This window comes from Allobosea sp. OAE752 (genome assembly GCF_050433265.1).
Taxonomy (GTDB): domain Bacteria; phylum Pseudomonadota; class Alphaproteobacteria; order Rhizobiales; family Beijerinckiaceae; genus Allobosea; species Allobosea spartocytisi.
In genome coordinates this window covers 657,347-680,782 of record NZ_JBNPXO010000001.1, presented here as the reverse complement: position 1 = coordinate 680,782, position 23,436 = coordinate 657,347, and the positions used below count along the sequence as shown (strand labels likewise).

Below are 23,436 nucleotides of genomic sequence, written 5' to 3'. Positions count from 1 at the left end.
CACCGATCTTGGACTGAAACTTAACCCTTGAAACCTGAACGGCGCGAAACCGCGCCGTTCATCCTGCCTTCATTCAGCGGCCCATTATGGCCGCATTGCGTCGGTCTCAGCGGCAGACGCGCACCGGCCGGATGACCCAGCGCCAGCCGTTCCAGACGCGCCGGTTCGCCCAGAAGCAGCGCGGGCGATAATAGGGGCGGCCGTAATAGCGGCGCGGACCATAATACTGCGCCTGCTGCAGCAGATCGCCTGCCGGTGCGGCCTGGAGCGGCGCGGCGGCGACGGGGGAGGCAACCGGCGCGGCCGAGGCCGGAACAGCGGCGAAAGCGGAAGCGGCGAGGGTGAGAGCGCCGAAGGTGGCGGCAACGATACGATGGGTCAGCATTGTGGAACTCCTGCTGTCTATAGCCCGCCGGCCCGGCTCAAACGCTCACCCCGAACGCCGCGGACCGTGCGGATGGCCCAAGTCATAATCCTCCGCATATGAACGAAAGCTGTCCGGCGCCGGTTCCGGTCCCGTTTGGTCGCTTTGGCTTGACCGCGCCGGGCGCGAACCCCTAATCACGCCGCACTCATCCGCGTTTTCGGAAGGCTTTTCGCCCTTGTCCGCCCTCGCCCAGCATTCGCCCGCCGCGCCGTCCCCGGCGCTGGACCCGACCCGCTCCTTCCAGGGGCTGCTGCTGACGCTGCAGCGCTTCTGGGCCGAGCGAGGTTGCGTGGTGCTGCAGCCCTACGACATGGAGGTCGGCGCTGGCACCTTCCATCCGGCGACGACCCTGCGCGCGCTGGGACCGAAGCCGTGGCGGGCAGCCTACGTTCAGCCCTCGCGCCGCCCCAAGGACGGCCGTTACGGCGAGAACCCCAACCGCTTGCAGCATTACTACCAGTTCCAGGTCATCCTGAAGCCGTCGCCGCCGGATCTGCAGCAGCTCTATCTCGACTCGCTGCGCGCCATCGGCGTCGATCTCGGCCTGCACGACGTGCGCTTCGTCGAGGACGATTGGGAGAGCCCGACCTTGGGTGCCTGGGGCCTCGGTTGGGAATGCTGGTGCGACGGCATGGAAGTCAGCCAGTTCACCTATTTCCAGCAGGTCGCGGGCGTTGAATGCGCCCCGGTCGCGGGTGAATTGACCTACGGGCTCGAACGGCTGGCGATGTATGTCCAGGGCGTCGAAAACGTCTACGATCTCAACTTCAACGGCCTCGATGGCGAGGATCGCATCTCCTATGGCGACGTCTTCCTGCAAGCCGAGCAGGAATACTCCCGGCACAATTTCGAGCATGCCAATACCGAGATGCTGTTCCGGCACTTCTCGGATGCGGAGGCCGAATGCAAGGCCCTGCTCGCCGCCGGTGAGCCGGCGTCCGGCGCCAACCAGCCCCGCCATGAACTTGCTCTGCCGGCCTATGACCAGTGCATCAAGGCCAGCCACATCTTCAACCTGCTCGATGCGCGCGGTGTGATCTCGGTCACCGAGCGGCAGAGCTACATCCTGCGCGTGCGCGAGCTCGCCAAGGCCTGCGGCGCGGCCTGGCTGAAGACCGCCGGCGGGGGAGCGAACTGATGCCCGATCTTCTGCTCGAACTCTTCTCGGAAGAAATTCCGGCGCGCATGCAGCGCAAGGCGGCTGACGACCTGAAGAAGCTCGTCACCGATGCGCTCGTCGAGCGCGGCCTGCTCTATGAGGGCGCGAAGGCCTTCGTCACGCCGAGGCGTCTCACGCTGCATGTCGCCGGCCTGCCGGTGCGCGGCCGCGACGTGCGCGAGGAGCGGAAAGGCCCGCGCGTCGGCGCTCCCGACGCCGCCGTGCAGGGTTTCCTCAAGGCTGCCGGGCTGGCCTCGCTCGATCAGGCCACCATCGTCAGCGATCCGAAGAAGGGCGATTCCTACGTCGCCATCATCGAGAAGCCCGGCCAGGAAACGCTTGCGGCCATCGCCGAGATCGTCCCGGCCGTGATCCGCGCCTTCCCCTGGCCGAAATCGATGCGCTGGGGCAAGGCCTCGGCCGCCGGCGCCAGCCTGCGCTGGGTACGTCCGCTGCATTCGATCCTCTGCACCTTCGGCGCCGAGACCGAGGACACCGAGATCGTGCCCTTCGAGGTCGACGGCATCGTCTCGGGCAACGTCACCCATGGCCATCGCTTCCTCGCGCCCGGTCCGATCACGGTGCGGCGCCTGGACGACTACGTCTCTTCGCTTGAGAAAGCCAAGGTCGTGCTCGATGCCGACCGCCGCAAGGAGATCATCCTCACCGATGCCAAGAACCTCGCCTTCGCGCAGGGGCTGGAGCTGATCGAGGATGAGGGGCTGCTGGAGGAGGTCGCGGGCCTCGTCGAATGGCCGGTGGTGCTGATGGGTTCCTTCGAGGAGCGCTTCCTCGACATCCCCGGCGAGGCGATCCGCGCTACCATCCGCGCGAACCAGAAATGCTTCGTGCTGCGCGATCCCGCGACGGGCAACCTCGCCAACCGCTTCATCCTGGTCTCGAACCTCGCCGCCAGCGATGGCGGGGTGGCGATCACCGCCGGCAATGGCCGCGTCGTGCGAGCACGCCTCTCCGACGCCGCCTATTTCTGGCAGACCGACCGCGGTTCGCTGCCCGATCTCGATACCTTCGCGGAGAGTGCGAAGAAGCTCGGCCTCGATCTCGCAAAACCGCTCGACCAGCGCATGGCCAAGCTCGACAAGCTCGGCGTCGTCTTCCACGCCAAGCTCGGCACGCAAGGCGAGCGCGTCCAGCGCATTGCCGCGCTGGCCAGGGAACTGGCCCCGATCGTCGGCGCCGATCCCGAAAAGGCCGAGCGCGCCGCCAAGCTCGCCAAGGCCGACCTCCCGACCGAGATGGTCGGCGAGTTCCCGGAATTGCAGGGCCTGATGGGCCGGAAATATGCCGAGCTGCAGGGCGAGGACGCCTCCGTCGCTGCGGCGGTCGAGGAGCATTACAAGCCGCTCGGGCCCTCCGATCGGGTGCCGAGCGATCCGGTTTCGGTGGCTGTGGCGCTGGCCGACAAGCTTGACACGCTCGTCGGCTTCTGGGCCATCGACGAGAAGCCGACCGGCAGCAAGGACCCCTATGCGCTGCGCCGTGCGGCGCTGGGTGTGATCCGGCTAGTGGTTGAGAATGGGGTGCGGTTGGGCTTAATCGAGCCCTGCGCCATCCAACAGATCATTATCGCCGATGGAATGCAGTACCGTGATACGGTTTCGGCACAAGCGGCAATCGATAAAGCTCGTGGTACATATGATGCGTTGCGCGAAGAAGATCGTTTGAGTCCTCTGGAAAACCGGAGAGCCAGAGCTTTCTCAAGCTATGGCGATCCAGACAAAATCGCTGCCGACCTCCTCTCCTTCTTCCACGACCGCCTGAAGGTCATGCTTCGCGATCAGGGCGCGCGGCATGATCTCGTCGATGCTGTGCTAGGCGAGGGCGCTTCGGCCAACGACGACCTCCTCCTCATCACCCTGCGTGTCGCCGCACTCGGCCGCTTCCTCGACACCGAGGACGGCAAGAACCTGCTCGCGGGCTACAAGCGCGCCGCCAACATCCTCAAGGCCGAGGAGAAGAAGGACGGGGAGGGCGCTTTCACCGGCGCCGCCGATCTTCAGCTCATCGCCGATGCCGGCCTGATCGAGGAGAAGGCGCTCGCCGTCGCGCTGGCGCAGGCGACGCCGAAGGCCGAGGCTGCGGTCGCCGCCGAGGATTACGAGGGCGCCATGGCCGCGCTCGCCGAATTGCGTCCGGCGGTCGATGCCTTCTTCGACAAGGTCACGGTCAACGATCCCGATCCGGCCCAGCGCGCCAACCGCCTGAAGCTGCTCAACCAGCTTCGCCAGGCGACGCGCGCGGTCGCGGATTTCGATCGCATCGCGGGATAAAGGAGGGGCGCGGGGAACCCCTCTCCCGGATGGGAGAGGGGCAGGGGTGAGGGCCTGCCGGCGATCACCCTTACTCTGCGCTCTCCGCTGCTGCGGTTACTGTTGCGCGGAGCGGGTTTTCCGTCCTTCCCTCACCCCTACCCCTCTCCCATCCGGGAGAGGGGTTTCTGTTTGCGGTTCCCGCGTTCATTTGGAACCCACCGCCCCTTTTCGCCCCTAAAATCCCCCCTCCGGAACCTATTCCCACCCTGCGACGTTCTGTCATCGGGGCTGACTTGCCGCGAAGACGTCGCGGTGGGGCTCGGGGGGCCGGCGACCGGCCGAGATAAAGGGCTTCGATATGTCCATTCTGATTTCGCTTCTGATCACCGTTCTCGTCATCGGTCTCGTGCTCTATCTCGTGCGCATGCTGCCGCTCGACGGGCAGATCAAGAACGTCGTGCAGATCATCGTCATCGTGATCGGCATCATCTCGCTTCTGCGCTATCTCGCTGTTTTCTAAGCTGATTGACGGCGCGCCTGCGCTGGTTCAGACTCGTTGAAATCCAGAGGGCCCCGGACATGCCGTCACGGGGCCTTTCCTGTTTAAGGGCAAGACCTTCGGGGTACGACCGCGATGAACGCGCCGAACCGCACCGGCCATATCAGGCTGACCTCCCATCCCGAACCCGGCAGCGCCGCCCTGCGCTTCCCGATCCGATGGGGCGCACCGACGGCGGCCGAGCGCGGCCCGGTCATCGCCTCGACCACCAACCCGGCCGACCGCAACGTCATCGGCGCCCATGGCGGCTCCTATTCGGTCTATCGCGCGCTCGCCATCTCGGCCCGAGCGATGAATCCTTCGCAGCGCCCGGACCTGACCAACACCCATCCGACGGCGGAGATCGCGCCGCAGCCGCAATGGGCCGATCCCAAGAAGATCGTCTCGCTCGACCCCTTCGGCCATACGGTGGCGCAGGATTTCGGCAAGCTGATCGGCGAGGGCATCGACATCCGCCCCTCGATCGCGATCACCAAGGCGCGGCTCAACCTGCCCGAGATCCTGGCGGCGATGGGCGCGCATCGCCTCGCGGCGGACGGGCACATCCTGCACCCCACCGGCGACATCTCCGTCACCAAGATCGCGGTCGATCCGGTCTGGTATCTGCCGGGCATCGCCGAGCGCTTCGGAACGACGGAAAACGAACTGCGCCGCACGCTCTTCGAGCAGACCGGCGGCATGTATCCCGAACTGGTGACGCGGCCGGACCTCAAGGTCTTCCTGCCGCCGATCGGCTCGATCACGGCCTATGTCATGGGCGAGGTTTCCGCGCTCGCCGATCCGAAGAGCCGCATCGCCTGCCGCGTCCATGACGAATGCAACGGCTCGGACGTCTTTGGCTCCGACATCTGCACCTGCCGGCCCTATCTCACCCATGGCATCGAGGAATGCGTGAAGGAGGCGCAGAGCGGCGGCGTCGGCCTGATCGTCTACAACCGCAAGGAGGGCCGGGCGCTCGGCGAGGTGACCAAGTTCCTCGTCTATAACGCCCGCAAGCGTCAGGAAGGCGGCGATTCCGCCGCGACCTATTTCGAGCGCACCGAATGCGTCGCGGGCGTGCAGGATGCCCGCTTCCAGCAGTTGATGCCGGATGTGCTGCACTGGCTCGGCGTGACCCATATCGACCGGTTGATGTCGATGTCGAACATGAAATACGACGCCATGGTCGAGAGCGGCATCGTGATCGGCGAGCGCGTCGCGATTCCCCCGGAGCTGATTCCGCTCGACGCCTCGGTCGAGATCGAGGCCAAGAAGGCGGCGGGCTATTACTCGCCCGAGGGCGCACCGGGCGACAACGCGCTCAAGGCCACGGTCGGCCGCGAGCTCGACAAGTTCTGAGCGAGCCTATTCCAAGCGACGCAAATTCTCAGCGACGAAAGCCGCAGCTCCATGCCGAGTTCCAATCCCGAGGCGTTCCGCGCCCTGTTGAAGCCTGCGGCCGTCCGCGCCCGCGCGCAGGAGATGCTGGAGCTCGGCCTTGCCGGGCGGCTCCTGCATTTCAGCGTGCATCCCGAGCGGCTGGAGGCCTGCGCCGATTATGTCCTCGACACCATCCGCGCGAATTACCCGACGCTGGACATCCCCTTCCATGCGCGCTGGCGCCATTTCGTCCTGGCGGGGGACGACCGCTGGCAGCGGCTCGACGCCGCCGCGCACTTTCCGGACCCTGCCGCGCGTGGCCGCGCTGCTTATGACCTCGCCGTGGTCAGCGTGCTGCTCGACGCCGGCGCCGGGCCGGACTGGCGCTATCGCGACGCTGCGACGGGCCGCGAGATCGGTCGCTCCGAAGGGCTGGCGCTCGCCTCGCTCGACATGTTCGCGGCGGGCCTGTTCTCCAGCAACCCGGTCGATCCCCTGCGCGCCGATGCGGAGGCGTTGAGACATCTCGACGAGGCCTCTTTGGCACAGGGTTTCCAGGCGGGGCCGGCCAACCCGCTGATGGCGCTCGAGGGGCGCGCCGCCCTGCTTAATCGCCTCGGCGAGGAACTGGAGCGGCAGGGCCTGTCACGCCCCGGTGAGCTGTTCGACCGCTTCTCGACGGCTGCCGATACGGGAACCGTCCGGGCCGGCCACATGCTGGGCGAGGTGCTGGCGACCTTCGGCGGAATCTGGCCGTCGCGCCTGACGCTCGCCGGCGTGGCGCTCGGCGACACCTGGCGCCATCCGCTGATCGCCACGGGTGAGGTCACGGAAGGGCTCGTTCCCTTCCACAAGCTCTCGCAATGGCTGACCTATTCGCTGATCGAGCCGTTGGAGTGGGCCGGCATCGCCGTCGTCGACATCGACGATCTCACCGGCCTGCCGGAATACCGTAATGGCGGACTCTTCCTCGATCTCGGCGTGATCGCGCTCAAGGACGAGGCCGACCGGGCAAAGCCCCATGAGGTCTCCTCGGTCCTCGTGGTGGAATGGCGTGCGCTGACCGTCGCGCTGCTGGATGAGGTCGGCTCGATCGTCCGCAAGCGTCTCGGCCGCTCGCGCGAGGAGTTGCCGCTCGCCAAGGTGCTGGAAGGCGGCAGCTGGGCCGCCGGCCGGCGCATCGCGCGCGAAAAGCGTGTGGATGGCGGCCCGCCCCTCGCCATCATCAGCGACGGCACGGTATTCTGAGCGGATCTATGCTATCCGCCTCGTCATTCCGGACAAGCCGCGATAGCGGCGCCGATCCAGAATCCATCACCGGGCTCGGCGCTCTACGATGGATTCCGGGTCTGCGCTTCGCTTCGCCCGGAATGACGGCGTGACGAAGATGCTCGGGGCACCGAGAACAGGGAAGGGGAATCGATGACCTTGAGCCAGGACGGTGTCACCGTCGTCGACCATCCGCTGGTCCAGCACAAGCTGACGCTGATGCGCGAGAAGGACCGCTCGACCAAGAGCTTCCGCCAGCTCCTCAACGAGATCGGCATGCTGCTCTGCTATGAGGTGACGCGCGACCTGCCGACCGAGCTGATCGAGATCGAGACGCCGCTGCAGACATCGATGCAGCCGGTCATCGCCGGCAAGAAGCTGGTCTTCGCCCCGATCCTGCGCGCCGGCGTCGGCTTTCTCGACGGCATGCTCGAGCTCGTCCCGGCGGCCCGCGTCGCTCATATCGGCCTCTATCGCGACCCGGATACGCTGCAGGCGGTGGAGTATTACTTCAAGGCGCCGTCCGACATCGCCGACCGCATGATCGTGGTGATGGACCCGATGCTGGCGACGGCCAACTCCGCCGTGGCGGCGATGGAACGCCTGAAGGAGCGCGGCGCGAAGGATCTGCGCTTCGTCTGCCTGCTCGCCGCGCCGGAAGGCATCGCACATCTGCGTGGCGCCCATCCGGATGTCCGCATCTGGACCGCCGCCATCGACGAGAAGCTCAACGATCACGGCTATATCGTGCCCGGCCTGGGCGATGCCGGCGACCGGATGTTCGGCACGCGCTGAACCAGGCCGAAAAATGGGCCCGCGCCGTTTTGCCGGCACGAGCCCCTCCGAGCAGCCGAAAGGGCTATTCGATCACTTCGACGACGCGCCTCGTGCGCGGCTCGACGATGACGGCCTGGTCGTTCACCACCGTGTAGCGATAGCCATGCGCGCCATATTCCGTCGGCACGGCGTGGAAGGTCACGCCTCGCGCCGGCAGCATCGTGCCGACCTCGACCGGCTGGCGATAGTGATAGGACCGCACGTGCTGCGCCATCACGTAGTTCCGGAAGGCCGCCTCATCGCTGATCATCGTCCCGCCGGCGGCCTCGTGCATCGGAGCCGGGGCGAAGGTGCCGAACATGGGTTCTGCCAGGGCAGGGTCGCGCGTCGAACCGCCCGTGGGATCGCGGATGATCGGCCCGGTTGTTTGCGCGAACGCCACGACAGGGACGGCCGCGAAAGCAGCCGCAATCAGGATACGCTTGATCATAATCGTCCTCCGACGTCGATTGCGCCCCCTTGCCCCGGGGAAACTGCGCTGCCGCCTTCCTGTTCCCGATGGATCCGGCGTCTTGCGAAAAATAAAAAAAAAGCCCGCCCCGGTTTCGGGGCGGGCCGTGGCCGAAGGCTGGCGGGTTTCGCTGGCAGTGCCTTCGGCCGATGTCGGTCGTTACTGGATGATCTGTACCACGCGGCGGGTTTGCGGCTCGACGATGACCGCGCGGTCGTTCACCACGGTGTACGCGTAGCCCGACGCCTGCGGGCCGTATTCCGCCGGCAGGGGGCGATAGACCACGCCCTGTTCCGGCAGGACGGTGCCGACCGCGACCGGCTCGGCATAGGTGTAGGACGGCACGCGCTGCTCGACGACATAGGTGCGGAAGCGCGGGGTCGCCGCATCGCCGACGATGGCGCCGACCACGGCGCCGCCGACACCGCCGACCACGGCACCGACCGGGCCGCCGACCACCGCGCCGCCCACGGCACCGGCCGCCGCGCCGCTGGTCGCGCCGCCGACGGCACCGCCGGAGGGCTGCTGGGTTTGGGCGAAGGCGGTCGCCGGAACGAGGGCGAGCGCCGCTACGAAAGCAAGCTTCTTGATCATGGTTCTTCTCCTTATCGAAGTGAACTTCGCGTCGAAGCGAACTTCGTGGAGCAAGAACTTGCAGGAAGAGCGCCAGTTCCGCTCGGGCCCGGTCACGAGATGTTAACGGTCTGAAACAGGCTCCGGGAAGCCGTTTTATCTCAGTGTCTTGCCGGGGTAACGCGGCGGCCGGGGGAGGGCGAAAGCGCACGCTCGAACGAAAAAAGGCGGGCCCGAAGGCCCGCCGTCACGCAACCCAAAAGAGTGGGGGATTACTGCTTGGGGGCAGCCGAAAGCGCCGGGGTCAGCTTGTCGGCGTCGCGCTTGATCAGGGCGGCGAAGCCGGCCGGCGTGCGCTCCTCGGCGGTCGGCAGGACGGTGCCGAGATCGAGCAGGCGCTTCTTGGTGCCCTCGTCGTTGAGCGCCTTGTTCAGCGCGTCGACCAGCTTGTCGACGGCCTCCTTCGGCAGGCCCTTCGGCCCGGCGATGCCGTTCCAGGCCTCGATCTGGTACTCGGGCAGGCCGGCTTCCTTGGTGGTCGGGACGTCCGGCAGCGCCGGCGAGCGCTGCGCCGAGGCGACGGCATAGGCCTTGATCGAGTTGGCGCGCACCTGCTCGGCGACCGAGACGATCTGGTCGCACATGAAGTCGACCTGGCCGGAGACGAGGTCGTTGAGCGCCGGGCCGGTGCCGCGATAGGCGACGGCATTGATCTTCGGCGTGCCGAGAACGCCCTTGAGCAGGGTGCAGGTCGTCCAGGAGACCGAGCCGAGGCCGGCATGGGCCTCGTTCACCTTGTCGGCGTTGGCCTTCACATAGCTGACGAACCCGTTGAGGTCCTTCGGCTCGAAATTCTTGCGCGCCACGATCAGGATCGGCGTGCCGCCGGCAAGCCCGATCGTCTGCATGCCGTTGATCGGGTCGTATTTCAGGCCGGGATAGGTGGCGGGCGCCGCCGAGAAGGTGCCCAGATGTCCCATCGCGATGGTGTAGCCGTCCGGCGTCGCCGTGAGGGCGCGGGCGATGCCGGTCGTGCCGCCGGCGCCGGCGACGTTCTCGATGACGATCTGCTGGCCGAGCGTCTTCGACATGTTGTCGGCGACGATGCGCGCGATGATGTCGGTGGGGCCGCCGGCCGCGAAGGGCACGATCATCGTGACGGGCTTCGTCGGATAGCCCTGCGCCTGCGCGCCGCCGGCGAAGGCCAGCGCCGCGGTGGCGGCAAGGCCGAGAACGAGCTTCTTCATTGGCATTCCTCCCTGAGATTATTGACGATGAGAGTGGAGGGGTGCCGCCGGGGCGGCAACCCCGTCATTCGGTGAAGACTTCGTCGCGCTTCTTCGAGATCGAGGGCAGCAACGCGACGACGAGCACGAGCACGGCGACGACGAGCAGCCCGGCGGAGATCGGACGCTCCACGAAGGTCACGAACGAGCCGCGGGAGATGATCAGCGCCTGCCTGAGCTTCTCTTCCATCAGCTTGCCGAGCACGAAGCCGAGCAGCATCGGCGCGGGCTCGAAGCCGAGCTTGATCAGCAGATAGCCGAACAGGCCGAACATCGCGGTGAAGGCGACGTCCATCGGCTGGTTGTTCACCGAATAGATGCCGATGCAGCAGAAGATCAGGATCGCCGGGAACATCAGCCGGTAGGGCACCTGCAGCAGCTTCACCCACATGCCGACCAGCGGCAGGTTGATGACGAGCAGCATCAGGTTGCCGATCCACATCGAGGCGATCATGCCCCAGAACAGCTCCGGGTTGCGGGTCATCACCTGCGGGCCGGGGATGATGCCGTGGATCGTCATCGCGCCAACCATCAGCGCCATCACCGCATTCGGCGGGATGCCGAGCGTCAGCAGCGGGATGAAGGCGGTCTGCGCGCCGGCATTGTTGGCCGATTCCGGCCCCGCCACGCCCTCGATCGCGCCCTTGCCGAAACGCGAGGGATCCTTCGCGAGCTTCTTCTCCATCGTATAGCTGGCGAAGGGGCCGAGCACCGCGCCGTTGCCGGGCAGGATGCCGAGAACGCCGCCGATCGCGGTGCCGCGCAGCACCGGCGCCACCGACTGCTTGATGTCGCTCCAGCCGGGCAGGAGCCGGCCGATCTTGGCCTTGACGACGTCGCGCGCCTCGGGGTTCTCGAGGTTGCGCAGCACCTCGGCGAAACCGAACACGCCCATCGCCAGCACCGAGAAGTCGATGCCGTCGGACAGGGCCGGGATGCCGAAGCTCAGCCGTTCCTGGCCGGTCTCGAGATCTGTCCCGACCGTCGAGAGCAGAAGCCCGAGCATGATCATGCAGAAGGCCTTGAGGATGGAGCCGCGCGCCAGCACGACCGCGAAGCACAGGCCCATCACCATCAGCGAGAAATATTCGGCCGGGCCGAACAGCAGCGCCATCTTGGTCAGCGGCGCGCCGAGCGCGGCGATGGCGACCGTGGCGACGCAGCCGGCGACAAAGGAGCCGATGGCGGCGGTGCCGAGCGCGATGCCGGCGCGGCCCTGCTTGGCCATCTGGTGACCGTCGAGCGTGGTCACCACGGCGGTGGCCTCACCCGGGATGTTGACCAGGATCGCGGTGGTCGAGCCGCCATATTGGGCGCCGTAATAGATGCCGGCGAGCATGATCAACGCGCCGGTCGGATCGAGGCCGAAGGTGATGGGGAGCAGGATCGAGATCGTCGCGATCGGGCCGACGCCGGGCAGCACGCCGATCAGGGTGCCGACAAGGCAGCCCACGAAGCACAGCGCGATGTTCTGCATCGTCAGTGCGACGCCGAAGCCGAGCGAGAGGTGGGAAAATGTCTCCATCATCGCTCAAACACCCAGAAGCCAGGGCGCGAGCGGGATCGGCAGGCTCAGCGCGTATTTGAACATCAGGATGCAGGCTGCCGACATCGCCACGGCGAAGATCAGCAATTCCTTGAGCCTGCGGTCATCCGCGGCGAGGCCTGCGAAGAAGACGAGGAGCGGTCCCGAGACGAGCAGCCCCAGCGCCGGGATCTGGATCGGCCCGATCTCGAAGCCGCGGATCGTCAGAGCGAACAGGCAGGCCCCGCCGAGGGCGTAGAAAATGCCCTTCCAGGACCAGCCGCTCAGCTGCTCGCCATTGTAGCGCAGCGACGACAGCACGAGCATGAGCCCAAGGGCGCCGCAGATCACCGCGAAGGCTTTCGGCAGCATGCCGGGGCCGAGCTGGCGCAGCGTTCCGGCCGGCAGCTCCCAGGCGAAGACGAAGGCGATCAGCGCGAGCAGGATCATGAACAGGCCGCCGGCGAGATCCTGCGTCGAGCGCACGCGCAATCCTTGCGCCCGTTCTATCTGGTTCAAACTCATGAGGCTCCTCCGGCTGGCTTATTGGATCCGGGCCGGCCGCTTTTGCGGCTTCGGCGGGGTTGCGTGAGGCAGGACGTGGCGCTCCTCGATCAGCGTCACGCTCTCGCGCAGGATCGCGAGAAAATCGTCCCGGGACGGCAGCTTCTGCTGCGGCCGCCAGGCGACGCCGACCAGCGCGCCGGGCGGCGGCGGGTCGAGCATCGCGCCGCGCAGCCGCCGCAGTGTCACGCCCGGAAAGGTCAGCCGCGAGACCCAGTCGGGCGCGAGCGCCATGCCGAGCCCGGCTGCGACGGCCGACATCATCGCCGGCTTCTCGGTTGCCTCGATGGTGACGTTGGGAACGGCGCCGACGCTCTCGAAATAGGCCATCACGAGATCGTAGGCATAAGGCCGGATGCGCTTCGAGGGCACGACGAAGGGCTCGCCCACGAGGTCGTGCATGGTCAGGTGGTCACGCGCCGCGAGCGGATGGTCTTCGCCGAGCACCACGATCGGGCGCTCGACCCGCAGGATCTCGAAGGCGCAGTCGGTCGGCTTGCGCGGCGGGCGCACCAGGGCGAGGTCGAGCTTGCCGGCCTCCAGCATCTGCACCAGCGCGGCGGTCATCGCCTCGACGAACTTGATCTCGGTGCCGGGGAAACGCTTGCGGAAGGTCATCAGCGCCTCCGGCAGGAAGCTCGACGACGCCGCGTCGATCGCGCCTACGCGCAGCACCTTGCCCGACGCCAGCGAGGCTTCCCGCACCGCGCGCGAGGCCTGCTCCATCTTGACGAGGATGCCCTTGGCCTCTTCGAGCATGATCAGCCCGGCGCGGGTGAGCGCGACCTGCCGGGTGGTGCGGGTCAGGAGGTTGACGCCGAGCTCGTCCTCGAGCGCGCTGATCTGGCGGGAAAGGGCCGGGGGAGCCACGCCGAGACGCTCGGCCGCGCGACCGAAATGCAACTCTTCCGCCACCGCGATGAAGCACCGCAGTTGCCGTACATCCATGGTCGTCCCCTGTTCCCCGTATCGCTTGTCGCGATATCTCAGTCAGTAGGGCGGGCCAATATAGTCTCCAGCCGACAAGTCGACTCTAGAACAATTCATAATTTTTTGGCAATAAAGCCTTTGGTCTCAGGCCGGGCGCGTGCGCCTCGTCCGGAACAGCCTGCCGTCGATCAGCGCAAGCCCGGCGGCGATGGCCGCCATTCCCAGGAAATGCCGCGGCAGCAGGGCTTCGCCGAGAAAGGTCGCGCCGAGCAGAATGGCGCTGACCGGGACGAGGAACGTCACCAGCATGACATTGGTGCCGCCGGCGCGGCGCATGACCCGGAAGAAGATGACGTAGGCGAGCGCCGTCGAGAGGATCGCGAGCCCGACGAGCGAGAATACAACGGAGGTGCTGGGAGCGGGCAGCAGCCAGGGCGGGTCGAAGGCGATCACCAGCGGAATGGTCATCACGGTGGTGGCGCTGACCTGTCCGGTTGCCGTGACCAGCGGCGGCAGCTCGCGAAAGCGCCGGCCGTACAAACCGGCGAAACCATAGGAGAGCGCGGCGGCAAGGCAGGCGAGCTGGGGCAGCAGCGCTCCCGAGACGCCGCCAACCGCATCGGGGCCCATCAGGATCGCGACGCCGACGATGCCGGCCGCGACCCCGGCGATCTTCAGGCCACTCGCCTTCTCGTCCTGCCCGAAGACATGGGCGACGACGACGCCGAAGAGCGGGGTCGTGGCGTTGAGGATCGAGGCCAGCCCACTTGCGATCTGGGTCTGGCCCCAGAAGATCAGCCCGAATGGAATCAGATTGTTGAGCAGCCCCATGCCGAAGAAGGCGAGCCACATCCGCCCGCCGACGCGCATCGACAGTCCCGACAGCCTGACGACCAGCAGCAATGTGGCCGCCGCCAGCCCGACCCGCGCGAGCACCACCGCCAGCGGTGGCCATTCCGAGACGGCGATCTTCCCGAAGAAGAACGACCCGCCCCAGAGCAGCGAGAGCAGGATCAGCAGCAGCCAGTCGCCGAGATCCATGACGGGCTGCTTGGATGGGGCGGACATGGGAGGCCTGTGGTTAGGAGGAACTGGGCACGGCGCCTGGCCTCGCCGGAAATCCGCCGTCATTCCGGACAGGCCGCATAGCGGCGCCGATCCGGAATCCATCGTAGAACGCAGCGCTCGACGATGGATTCCGGGTCAAGCCCGGAATGACGGTGCGCTTCCGTCAAAGGTGGCTTGGTCTAGGCGGATGCCGCCGTCCGCTCCACCCGTTTCCTGTGTTCGGGCCTTTGTTCAGGCGGCTTCGGCGTCGCGCGCCTGCCACATCGCCTGGAAAGCCGGCCGCGCCTGGCAGGCCTCGAGCCAGGCCTTCACGTTCGGATGGGCGTCGAAGAGCTGCGTGGCGGGCCTCGCATAGCGGATGACCTCGGCGACGTTGATGTCGGCGACGGTGAACCGCCCGCCCATGACATGGCCCTTGCCCTCGACCAGCGTGCGGTCGAGCACTGCGAAGGGGGCGGCCAGCGTCGCGAGCGCCGCTTCGACCACCTCAGGTTTGCGCTTCTCGGGCGGGAAAGCGGCGAGGTGCTGCTGCAGGCTGAGCGCATGCGTCTCGCATTCGGTCGCCGCCCAGAGCGCCCACATGACGGCGAGCCCTTCCTCCTGCGCGTCCTTCGGCGCCAGCGGCCCGCCATGCTTGCGGGCGAGGTAGAGGTTGATCGCCAGCGATTCGTGCAGCTTGAAGCCGTCATCGTCGATGCTGGGGATATGCCCGTTCGGATTGACCTTCAGGAAGTCGGGGCTGCGTGTGTGCAGCGGCACGCCGGGTGCCTGCGGGTCGGCGAGGCGATAGGCCTGGATGACCGGCACGTGCCGGAACGGCAGTCCGAGCTCGTTGGCGAGCCAGATGACGCGCGTCGCGCGCGAGCGGTAGCAGCCATAGATCGTCAGGGTCATCGCATGGGGTCCGGCGTCGGAGAAGAGTGCGGCGGCAGCGGCGGCTGGCCGCCGATTCCGTCCCGGCCACCATAGTCGCCGCCCCCCTCCCGACCAAGGCCCGAGATCGATGCTGCATCGCCAAAAAAACGTTTGACGACGAGGCGTTGCGGGTGCATGTGGCCAGCCGTCGCCGGCTCCCGCAGCCGGCACTCACAGGACAACCAGACCCGATGCCCGACGACAGTCCCAGTCGACAGTCGAAGCCGTCTGCTGCCGCCTCGCGCGGCTGATCCGGGTCCCCGGCTCAGCCTTGCGATCGGTGCCGACGGCCGATCGCCAGGAATAAGAGCCATGAACGAGATCGAACTCGCCCCCGACCTGCTGTCGGTCGTCGTCGCCAGGACTCTGGCGGAAGAGCATGTCGCCGACATCGTCGAGACGCTCAACGAGCAGGACAGCGCGACCATCGCGCATATCCTGCAGGAATTGCCGTTCGAGCGCGCCGTGGAGGTGCTCGACCAGCCGGAGCTGGCCGACGCCGCCGAGGCGCTGGCATTGCTGCCGGAGGACCGTGCCGGGGCCTTCCTCACGGCCATGTCGGCCGACCGCGCCGCCGACGTCTTCCAGGACTTCGACGACGAGACCCGGCAGCGCCTGAGCGCGCGCCTCGACCGCCAGACCCGCACCGATCTCGGCAAGCTGCTGGCCTATCCCGAGCACAGCGCCGGCTCGATCATGACGACGGAATTCGTCAGCGTGCCGTCGACCTGGACGGTGCAGCAGACGCTCGACTACATCCGCCGCGTCGAGCGCTCGCGCGAGACCGTCTATGCGATCTACGTGCTCGATCCGGCGACGAAGAAGCTCGTCCGCGCCGTCTCGCTGCGCCGGCTGATCAGCGGCGACCCTGCAGCGCCCGTCGAGTCGGTCGTGCCGGCGCACAAGCCCATCACGGTGGCGCCTGAGGTCGATCGCGAGGATGTCGCGCGGCTGATCACGAAATACGACCTGCTCTCGGTCCCCGTCGTCGATGCCGAAGACCGCATCATCGGCATCGTCACCTTCGACGACGTCATCGACGCGATGATCGCGGAGACGACGGAGGACGTGCAGAAGCTCGGCGGCATGGAGGCGCTCGACGAGCCCTATAACGAGATCGGCTTCCTCGCGATGATCCGCAAGCGAGCCGGCTGGCTCTCGATCCTGCTGCTCGGCGAGATGCTGACCGCCTCGGCCATGCAGTTCTTCCAGACGGAGCTGGAGAAGGCGATCGTGCTGACGCTGTTCATCCCGCTGATCATGAGCTCGGGCGGCAATTCCGGCTCGCAGGCGACCTCGCTGATCATCCGGGCGCTGGCGCTGCGCGAGATCACGCTGAAGGACTGGTGGCGGGTCATCCTGCGGGAGTTGCCCTCGGGCCTCGTGCTGGGCTCGATCCTCGGCGCGATCGGCATCGTCCGCATCGCGCTTTGGCAATGGCTCGGCTTCTACGATTACGGGCCGCATTGGATGCTGATCGCGGCGACGGTCGGCGGCGCGCTGATCGGCATCGTCACCTTCGGCTCGATGATGGGCTCGATGCTGCCCTTCCTGCTGAAGCGGGCCGGCTTCGACCCGGCCAGCGCCTCGGCGCCGCTGGTGGCGACGCTGGTCGACGTCACCGGCCTCGTCATCTATTTCGGCGTGGCGGCGCTGATCCTGAGCGGGACCTTGCTCTGACCGGGCCGTTTCGTCAGGCGTCGTCGCCGCTGGCGATGACGCGGTTCCGCCCCCGCTGCTTGGCCGCATAGAGCGCCATGTCCGCGGCCCGCAGGAGGTCGAGCCAGATGGCCGGGCGGGCCGCCGTCATCGCGGTGCCGAGGCTGGCGGTCAGGGCGATCAGGCCCCCGTCCGGCAAGACGAACGGCTCGCTGGCCACGATCTGTCGCAGCCGCTCGGCGACAGAGGCGATCGTTTCGGGCGATTGTCCGGTGACGATGATCGCGAATTCCTCGCCGCCGAAGCGGGCCAGCACGTCCTCCTCGCGCAGCGCGCCACGCAGGCGTTGCGCCGTGCTGCGCAGCACGGCGTCGCCGGCGGCGTGCCCGTAGCGGTCGTTGACGCCCTTGAAATGATCGAGATCGAGCAGGATCAGCGCGACCGGAGCCGCCGCGCTCGCCAGTTGCGGGACCAGCCTTTCGAGCGCGCCGCGGTTGAGGACGTCGGTCAGCCCGTCGGTATCGGCCTGTCGCCTGAGCTGCTGTTCGAGCCGCGCGCGCTCCTCGTCCAGCCGGTCGCGCTCGATCAGCTTGGCGCGAAGGGTGACGAGGGCATCGAACAGTCCGCGCATCTCGCCGCGCAGCCCGGGTCCGGCGACGGCCGGCTCCAGCCGTCCTTCGGCGAGACGGATGACCTCTTGGCGAGCCAGCAGCAGGGGGCGGAAGAACAGGTGCTGTCCGGCGAGCAGGAGCAGCAGCTCGACCGTCAGGGCCAGCCCGGTCGCGGCCGAGGCGTAGACAAGAGCTTCTTCGGCAACGTCGCGGCGCGCCTCCAGCTCGCGGATCGTCATCGCGAGATAGGCTTCGCGCAGCTCTTCGATCGGCTTGAAGCTGGGCACGATCATGCGCGTGAAGCTTGCCGTGGTGAGGTCCGCTTGGCCGGCATCGAGCTGCGCCCGCGTCGAATCGATCAGCAGCAAACCGTCCCGGATGAAGGCATGGGCGGTGTCCTGGCTGGCCCGCACCACCTGCTCCGTGCCGCTGGTGACGATCTGCTGCTGGATGTTCTCCCAGAGCTGCCAGACGCGCCCCCGGGTCGCCTCGAAGGCGGCGCGTTGTTCGGGCGTCATCGGGCGACCCTGGGCGATCACGATCACGATGTAGGACCCGAGCCGGCCGGCATAGTCGCGCAGCTCGCCGATCATGCGCGCCGTCATGGCCCTGCCGACCAGATTCGAATCGTCCTTCAGCAGCGCGGTCATCGCCGTGTCCAGGAGGGGCTGCGTCAGGTCGTAGGTGGCGAACATGCCCTGGATCGCCCGTTCGACGGCCGCAGGGGCGCGTTCCGGCTGAGGCCGGTTGAGAAGCGCATCGACCTCGGCACGGGTTCGACGAAGCTGGTCCTGCAAGTCCGCGACCGAAGCTGAGAACGCCGGAGAGGAGGCGAGCCCGGCAAGGGCCGCGTCAGTCGCCTGACGAGCGAGCGCGAAGCCGCCCGCCCGCGCGCCGTCGCCGACGGTGATCCGGCCGAGCGCGGCATTGGTCGGCCGGCGTTCGACCGACACGCGGTTTGCCGCATCGAGCACCGCGCGGAAGGCGATCAGCCGGGCGAGGCCGAGTTCGCTGTTGTGGAAGGTCCGGTAATAGCCGGACAGGACATTGGTCCCCAGCCCCGCCGAGCAGAGCAGGATGATCGCCACGGCACCCAGGAAATACGGGTTGAGCGCCGTGCCACGCAGGCCGGAGAAACGCATCGGTCGTGACTCGGGGAAAGCTGCTCGCGACGTGGCAAGACTGCCGCTGCGGCAGTTCGCGCTAAAGCCCGGTCGAATGCGGTAAAAATGTGGCGAGCAGGCGATTTTCGGCCTGCCGGGCCGCTCAGCTCGCCAGCACGCGCTGCGGCGGGAAGGTGATCTCGACCAGCGTGCCTTCCTTCTTGACGCTGGTGATCGACATCGCAGCGCGGTTGGCCTCGACCAGCGCCTTGGTCAGCGGCAGGCCGAGCCCCGTGCCGCCGGCGCGGCGCGTCGTCGGCACCTGACGGAAGGGCTCAAGCGCGAGCTTCAACTCGTCGTCGTCCATGCCGATGCCGGTGTCGCGCACCCGCAGGATCGCTTCGCCCTGGTCGCCGAGCGCCGTCGAGATGATGACCTGCCCGCCGGCATCGGTGAACTTCACCGCGTTGGAGAGCAGGTTGATCGCGATCTGGCGGATCGAGCGCTCGTCGGCGACGACCGGCGGCAGCTTCGGCGAGAGGCCCGAGCGCAGCACCACACGCCCGCGCTGCGCTTCCGGCTGGAGCAGGGCTACGGTCGAGAGCGCGATCTCGTTCAGGTTGACGCTGACGAAGTCGAGATCGAGCTTGCCGGCCTCGATCTTGGCGAGGTCGAGCAGGTCGTTGACCAGGCTGATGACGTAGCCGCCCGACTGGTGGATGTCGCGCAGATATTCCTTGTAGCGCTCATTGGCGATCGGCCCGAAGCGCTCCTCGGCCATCACCTCGGCGAAGCCGATGATGGCATTGAGCGGCGTCCTGATCTCATGGCTGATCTTGGCGAGCACATCGGATTTCTGCGCGCTCGCCATCTCCGCCGCCTTGCGCGCATCGACGAGCTCGCCCTCGGTCTTCTTCCAGGCGGTGATGTCGCGCAGCACGGCGCAGAAGCGCGGCTCGGCGCCATGCGCGATCTGGCCCATGGTCATGAAGAGCGGGATCTTGCCGCCCTGCCGCACCCGGCCGACCACCTCGCGCCCATCGTTGAGCACCGAGGCGACGCCGCCGCCTTTCAGCCCTTCAAGATAGTCGAGCGCCGGCGCATGGCTCTCGGCCGAGAACAGCAGCGTGAACAGCTCGCCCGTCACCTCGCGCTGGTCGTAGCCGAACAGCGCCTCGGCCGCCTTGTTGAGGGAGAGGATGCGACCGCGATCGTCGACCGTGACCACGCCGTCGGTTGCGGTGTCGAGCATGGCGGTGAGCTCGGCGATGCGGCCGTCGCGCGCCTCGGCATCGAGCCTGAGCGCCTCGACGCGCGCGGCCGATTCGGCTTCCTCGGCGGCGAATTCGGCCGCGAGCTCGGCTTCCTCGGCCTCCTCCGGCGTCATCACCGGCGCTTCGCCGCCGCCGCTGTCGGGGTGGCGGAAGGCCATCAACGTTGCCGGCGCGTCGAGCCAGTTCACGCTGGAGAGCACGGCATCGACGCTGACGAGATGGCCGGTCCGGTCGATCAGGGTCATTGCCCCGCCGCCGCTGCGCGAGGCCTCCTTGATCAGACGGCTGACGCCGCCGGCCTTCAGGTCGGCGAGATCGGCGTAGTCCAGCAGGTCGAGCAAGGTGCGGTTGGCATAGAGCGCGTCTTCGCCGCGATTGACCAGCACGGCCACCGGCAGCCGGTCGAGCACCTCGGCGTGAGAGTTGCGCTGGCGTGCGGGGGCGATCGCCGGCTCGGGCGCCAGGGGGGCGGCAGGAGCGGGCGCTTCCGCTTCGGCCTCCTTCACCCGCAGCGGCGCGACCGGCGGCAGGCGCGGTGCATCGTTGGTCTCATCGTCGGCGAGCCGTGCGCCGAGCGCCTTGGCGATCTCGCGGAAGGCATTGCGCTCGGCCGAGCTGAGATGGGCCTTGGACGGCTCGAGGACAGGCCGGATCGCCGCGTGCTGTCCGTTGCGCAAAGGCACGATGTTGGCGGCCGGCGCGACGACGGGCGATGCCGGCTCCTCGGGCGCGTCGCGGCGGTCAGCGGGTTGGACCTTTGGCTCTTCCGCGGCGATATCCGGCTGGGCGGGCTCCGGCTGCTGCGAGACGGGCGGCGGGGCGTCGGTGGAACCGGCCTCGTGATGCCGTGCCGATGAGGGCTCTTCCCGTGCCGGCTTGTCATCGGAGGCGGGCTCCGGATGAGAAGCCATTTCGCCGGTCGTGACCGCGTCGGTGTCGGCGATAGACGATGCCTCTTCGGGGGACACCTCGTCCCGCACCGTCGGTGTCCCGATCGTGGCCGCTTGGTCCATGGGGGCCGGACCGACCTCGACGGCATCGTCCTGCGCTACCGGCTCTTCGCTCACCGGGAACGGCTCCGGCGCGTTCAATCGGGCGATGCCGAAGCCGCGGAACCCGGCGAACTGTCTGTTGGCGCCGAGCACGGGCACGCCGGAAAGCTCGACCGGCACGGCCTCGCCCGGCGTCTCGCTCCGCCACAGGACGGTATGGCCGCTCCAGGTCGCCTGCGTGGCGAGGCGTTCCCGCAACCCGCCGCTGCGGTCTATGAAATGGCTGCCGGCCAGATCGTCCCAGCGTTGGCCGACCAGCTGCGCGGCGGCGGCTGCGCCGGTCAGGGCTGCAATGTCCCCGGACAGCTTGGTCAGCCGCCCATCCGCGTCGCTCTGCCAGAGGAAGCGAACCGTGGCCGGACGCGCGGGGGCGGGCTCGGCGGAGGGCGCAATGGCCGCAGGTGCAGAAACCAGGGAAGGAGAGGAAGCGGGAGGCGCATCCACCGGAGGCGGCACGGCCACGCCGAGCCGGCGCAGTTCGGAGGCCGGAATGGCGATGGCGAGCACGGTGCCGGCATCGGCCAATGTCAGCAGTTTGCAGCCGCAGGTGACGGGAAAAGCCGCGAAGCTGGCGGTCAATCGCAGCCGCTCCAGCCGGATGCCAGCGGTCGAGGCGAGGCCGCCCGCGAGCAGGAAAAGACGCTGGCGCGTCGGTGCCGGCAGCGACACCGCCGAAGGGGTGGCACCGAGCAGGGCTTGTCCCGCGGGATTGATGAAGCCCGGCCGTTCGGCCGCGGCATCCCACAGGATCAGCGCGCCGCCGGCGGCAAAGGCCGTGAGCGCGGGGTCTTCACCCGCCGCCACGCCCCATCGCGCCCAGTCCTGTCCGGCTTCGCTCATCCTGGTCCGCTCGTTCGATCCGACTCTTTATGGCTAACAAATCTTTAATAGCTTCCAAACGTCGGCGAATCCATGGAACCAAAGATTGCTCTCCCGCTTCTCTTCCAAACAGCGTTAACGTAGCCGGGCGCAGCTGCTGTCGCGTCGTTGTCATCGCACGGCAACAATGATATTGCAGTGCACAATGAATTAGAGGTTCGGTTGTAACAGGAGGATCCCCATGGACGGCAAGCTTCCCTACGAGATACCGGCAGAGATGCGCGACTTCGCGGAACGCAGCGTAGAGCAGGCGCGCAAGGCTTTCGACGGCTTCATCGGCGCCGCGCAGAAGGCTGTGGATAGCGCGCATGGCTCGGCCGAAAACGCCCGCGTCAACACCCAGGAAGCGACGCGCAAGGCGATCTCCTACGCCGAGAACAACGTCGCGGCGGCTTTCGAACTCGCCCAGAAGTTGGTGAAGTCGAAGGATCTGACCGAGGTGATGCAGCACCAGTCCGATTTCCTGAAGGCGCAGATGGCGACCCTCCAGAGCCAGCTCAAGGAAATGGGCGCCGCCGCCCAGGACGTCGCCACCAAGGCGGCCGAAAGCGTCAGCAAGGCCACCAAGGGCCGCTGAGCCCTTTTGAAGGCTGCCGTTTCGGCGGCGGCTCCGACGAGCGACCGGCCGGGCAGGGTGCCCGGCTTCTGCCTGCCAGCCGTTGAAGGAGAGCCGTGATGGCCAAGCCGCCTCCGACCCGGACCACCGCCAGAGCTCCGGTCAGCCTGCCTTCCGTCAAAGCCTTGTCCTCGGCACCGGCCGAGGCGAAAGCCGCGCCGCCCGCACCCGCTGCCCCGCAGCCCGTGCCGGTAGCCGTGGCTGCAAAGCCGGTTCCTCCGGTCGCCGTAACGCCCTCTCCGGTACCGCCGGCCAAGCCTGTTCCTCCGGTCGCCTCGAAGCCCGCGCCGGCAGCCCTGGCGGCCAAGCCCGTTTCTCCGGTTGCGGCGGCGCCTGCGCCGATACAGCCGGCGCCAGTGGCCGTGAAGGCTGTTCCTTCCGCCCCGGCGGCAAAAGCTGTGATCGCCACTCCGGCAACCGCCGCCAAGCCGGCGCCGGCGAAGGCGCCCGGCAAGTCGCCCAGGAAGGTGGCTTCGGCCAAGCTGCGGATCGAGAAGCCCGTGACGAAGGTCGTCGCGCCGAAGAAGCCGATGGCTGCCGCGCCGGTACCGAAAGCTGTCGAGGCCAAGCCTGCCCCGTTCAAGCCGGCCCAGCTCAAGCCCGTCGCCGCCAAGCCTGTCGAGCAGCCGAAGCCGGCTGCGAAGGTGGAGGTGCCGCTCAAGCCTGTGCCGGCCGCCGCCGCGCCGCAGGCACCCTCTGCCTCTGCCAAGGCGCCTGTGAAGCCCGTCTCGCTCGATTCGCTGCCGCTGCCGCGCCCGCCGGAATTCGCCGCGGTCACGGCCGAGACCGTGATGAGCCAGGCTCTCACCATGGCCCGGGCCTTCGGCGCGCTGCAGGCGAAGGTGCTCGACCACGCCTGCGCCGAGCTGAAGGCGACGCTGGGCGACGCCGAGAAGATGGCGCGCACCGAAAGCGCTTCCGAGGCGATCACGCTTCAGGCGAAGGCGGTCCGCCGCAGCTACGAATCCTATGCCGAGCACCTGAAGGAGCTTGCGCGCATCGCCAACGCGGCTTTGCGCAAGGACTGAAGGCGCGGATGGCGGCTCT

The 23,436-nt window shown here is 67.6% G+C and carries 20 protein-coding genes; 9 read left to right on the top strand and 11 right to left on the bottom strand.

Translation table 11 applies throughout. The features are described 5' to 3' along the window. Positions 1-106: 106 nt before the first annotated feature. Positions 107-385, bottom strand: a complete 279-nt coding sequence (locus GGC47_RS03165) for a hypothetical protein (protein WP_038360996.1) — start codon at positions 383-385, stop codon at positions 107-109. Positions 386-602: 217 nt separating this feature from the next. On the opposite strand from GGC47_RS03165, the gene GGC47_RS03160 reads away from it, so the two are divergent. From GGC47_RS03160 to upp, 6 genes are all read left to right on the top strand, one after another. Beyond that, the gene (locus tag GGC47_RS03160) at positions 603-1,565 is read left to right on the top strand and encodes a glycine--tRNA ligase subunit alpha (RefSeq protein WP_429066849.1); all 963 of its coding nucleotides are present in this window, start codon (positions 603-605) and stop codon (positions 1,563-1,565) included. Further along, positions 1,565-3,877, top strand: coding sequence for a glycine--tRNA ligase subunit beta (gene glyS, locus GGC47_RS03155; protein WP_142020165.1), 2,313 nt, complete (start codon positions 1,565-1,567; stop codon positions 3,875-3,877). The genes GGC47_RS03160 and glyS overlap by 1 nt, the downstream gene beginning before the upstream one ends. 340 nt (positions 3,878-4,217) lie before the next feature. Continuing rightward, positions 4,218-4,379, top strand: a complete 162-nt coding sequence (locus tag GGC47_RS03150) for a Thivi_2564 family membrane protein (protein WP_091855869.1) — start codon at positions 4,218-4,220, stop codon at positions 4,377-4,379. A gap of 114 nt (positions 4,380-4,493) precedes the next feature. Continuing rightward, positions 4,494-5,756 carry a GTP cyclohydrolase II gene (locus GGC47_RS03145; RefSeq protein ID WP_113253328.1) on the top strand — a complete coding sequence of 421 codons (1,263 nt, stop codon included), beginning with the start codon at positions 4,494-4,496 and terminating at the stop codon, positions 5,754-5,756. A 51-nt stretch (positions 5,757-5,807) separates the two neighbouring features. Continuing rightward, positions 5,808-7,025 (top strand): URC4/urg3 family protein, encoded by a 1,218-nt coding sequence (locus GGC47_RS03140; RefSeq protein WP_142020166.1) that lies wholly within the window; start codon positions 5,808-5,810, stop codon positions 7,023-7,025. Positions 7,026-7,199: 174 nt separating this feature from the next. After that, complete coding sequence (gene upp / locus GGC47_RS03135) at positions 7,200-7,841, top strand: uracil phosphoribosyltransferase (RefSeq protein ID WP_038361008.1); 642 nt, start codon at positions 7,200-7,202, stop codon at positions 7,839-7,841. 64 nt (positions 7,842-7,905) lie between these two features. Here the strand turns inward: upp and GGC47_RS03130 are convergent, their stop codons facing one another. From GGC47_RS03130 to GGC47_RS03095, 8 genes are all read right to left on the bottom strand, one after another. Then, the gene (locus GGC47_RS03130; RefSeq protein ID WP_038361010.1) at positions 7,906-8,313 is read right to left on the bottom strand and encodes a DUF1236 domain-containing protein; all 408 of its coding nucleotides are present in this window, start codon (positions 8,311-8,313) and stop codon (positions 7,906-7,908) included. Positions 8,314-8,493: 180 nt separating this feature from the next. Beyond that, complete coding sequence (locus tag GGC47_RS03125; protein WP_038361013.1) at positions 8,494-8,928, bottom strand: DUF1236 domain-containing protein; 435 nt, start codon at positions 8,926-8,928, stop codon at positions 8,494-8,496. 251 nt (positions 8,929-9,179) lie between these two features. After that, positions 9,180-10,154 (bottom strand): tripartite tricarboxylate transporter substrate-binding protein, encoded by a 975-nt coding sequence (locus GGC47_RS03120; RefSeq protein WP_429066843.1) that lies wholly within the window; start codon positions 10,152-10,154, stop codon positions 9,180-9,182. 64 nt (positions 10,155-10,218) lie between these two features. Further along, complete coding sequence (locus GGC47_RS03115) at positions 10,219-11,721, bottom strand: tripartite tricarboxylate transporter permease (protein WP_113253330.1); 1,503 nt, start codon at positions 11,719-11,721, stop codon at positions 10,219-10,221. Positions 11,722-11,724: 3 nt separating this feature from the next. Beyond that, positions 11,725-12,243 carry a tripartite tricarboxylate transporter TctB family protein gene (locus tag GGC47_RS03110; protein ID WP_038361020.1) on the bottom strand — a complete coding sequence of 173 codons (519 nt, stop codon included), beginning with the start codon at positions 12,241-12,243 and terminating at the stop codon, positions 11,725-11,727. Positions 12,244-12,261: 18 nt separating this feature from the next. Beyond that, on the bottom strand, positions 12,262-13,230 hold the full coding sequence (locus GGC47_RS03105; protein WP_051987702.1) for a LysR family transcriptional regulator: 969 nt from the start codon (positions 13,228-13,230) through the stop codon (positions 12,262-12,264). Positions 13,231-13,356: 126 nt separating this feature from the next. Then, positions 13,357-14,280 carry a DMT family transporter gene (locus GGC47_RS03100; RefSeq protein ID WP_429066841.1) on the bottom strand — a complete coding sequence of 308 codons (924 nt, stop codon included), beginning with the start codon at positions 14,278-14,280 and terminating at the stop codon, positions 13,357-13,359. 231 nt (positions 14,281-14,511) lie between these two features. Beyond that, positions 14,512-15,174, bottom strand: coding sequence for a glutathione S-transferase family protein (locus GGC47_RS03095; protein WP_112763274.1), 663 nt, complete (start codon positions 15,172-15,174; stop codon positions 14,512-14,514). A 333-nt stretch (positions 15,175-15,507) separates the two neighbouring features. Between GGC47_RS03095 and mgtE the strand changes: the two genes are divergently transcribed. After that, positions 15,508-16,875, top strand: coding sequence for a magnesium transporter (gene mgtE, locus GGC47_RS03090; protein ID WP_112763275.1), 1,368 nt, complete (start codon positions 15,508-15,510; stop codon positions 16,873-16,875). Positions 16,876-16,888: 13 nt separating this feature from the next. Here the strand turns inward: mgtE and GGC47_RS03085 are convergent, their stop codons facing one another. Then, a complete protein-coding gene (locus GGC47_RS03085; protein WP_429066837.1) occupies positions 16,889-18,607 on the bottom strand; it encodes a GGDEF domain-containing protein in 1,719 nt (572 codons plus the stop codon). A 124-nt stretch (positions 18,608-18,731) separates the two neighbouring features. After that, the gene (locus GGC47_RS03080; protein WP_370956359.1) at positions 18,732-21,734 is read right to left on the bottom strand and encodes a PAS domain-containing sensor histidine kinase; all 3,003 of its coding nucleotides are present in this window, start codon (positions 21,732-21,734) and stop codon (positions 18,732-18,734) included. Between the two features lie 220 nt (positions 21,735-21,954). Here GGC47_RS03080 and GGC47_RS03075 point away from each other — a divergent pair, with 220 nt between their 5' ends. Together GGC47_RS03075 and GGC47_RS03070 are read left to right on the top strand one after the other, a co-directional pair. Beyond that, positions 21,955-22,350 (top strand): phasin, encoded by a 396-nt coding sequence (locus GGC47_RS03075; RefSeq protein WP_038361033.1) that lies wholly within the window; start codon positions 21,955-21,957, stop codon positions 22,348-22,350. 98 nt (positions 22,351-22,448) lie between these two features. Next, positions 22,449-23,417, top strand: a complete 969-nt coding sequence (locus GGC47_RS03070; protein ID WP_142020169.1) for a phasin family protein — start codon at positions 22,449-22,451, stop codon at positions 23,415-23,417. Positions 23,418-23,436: the final 19 nt, after the last annotated feature.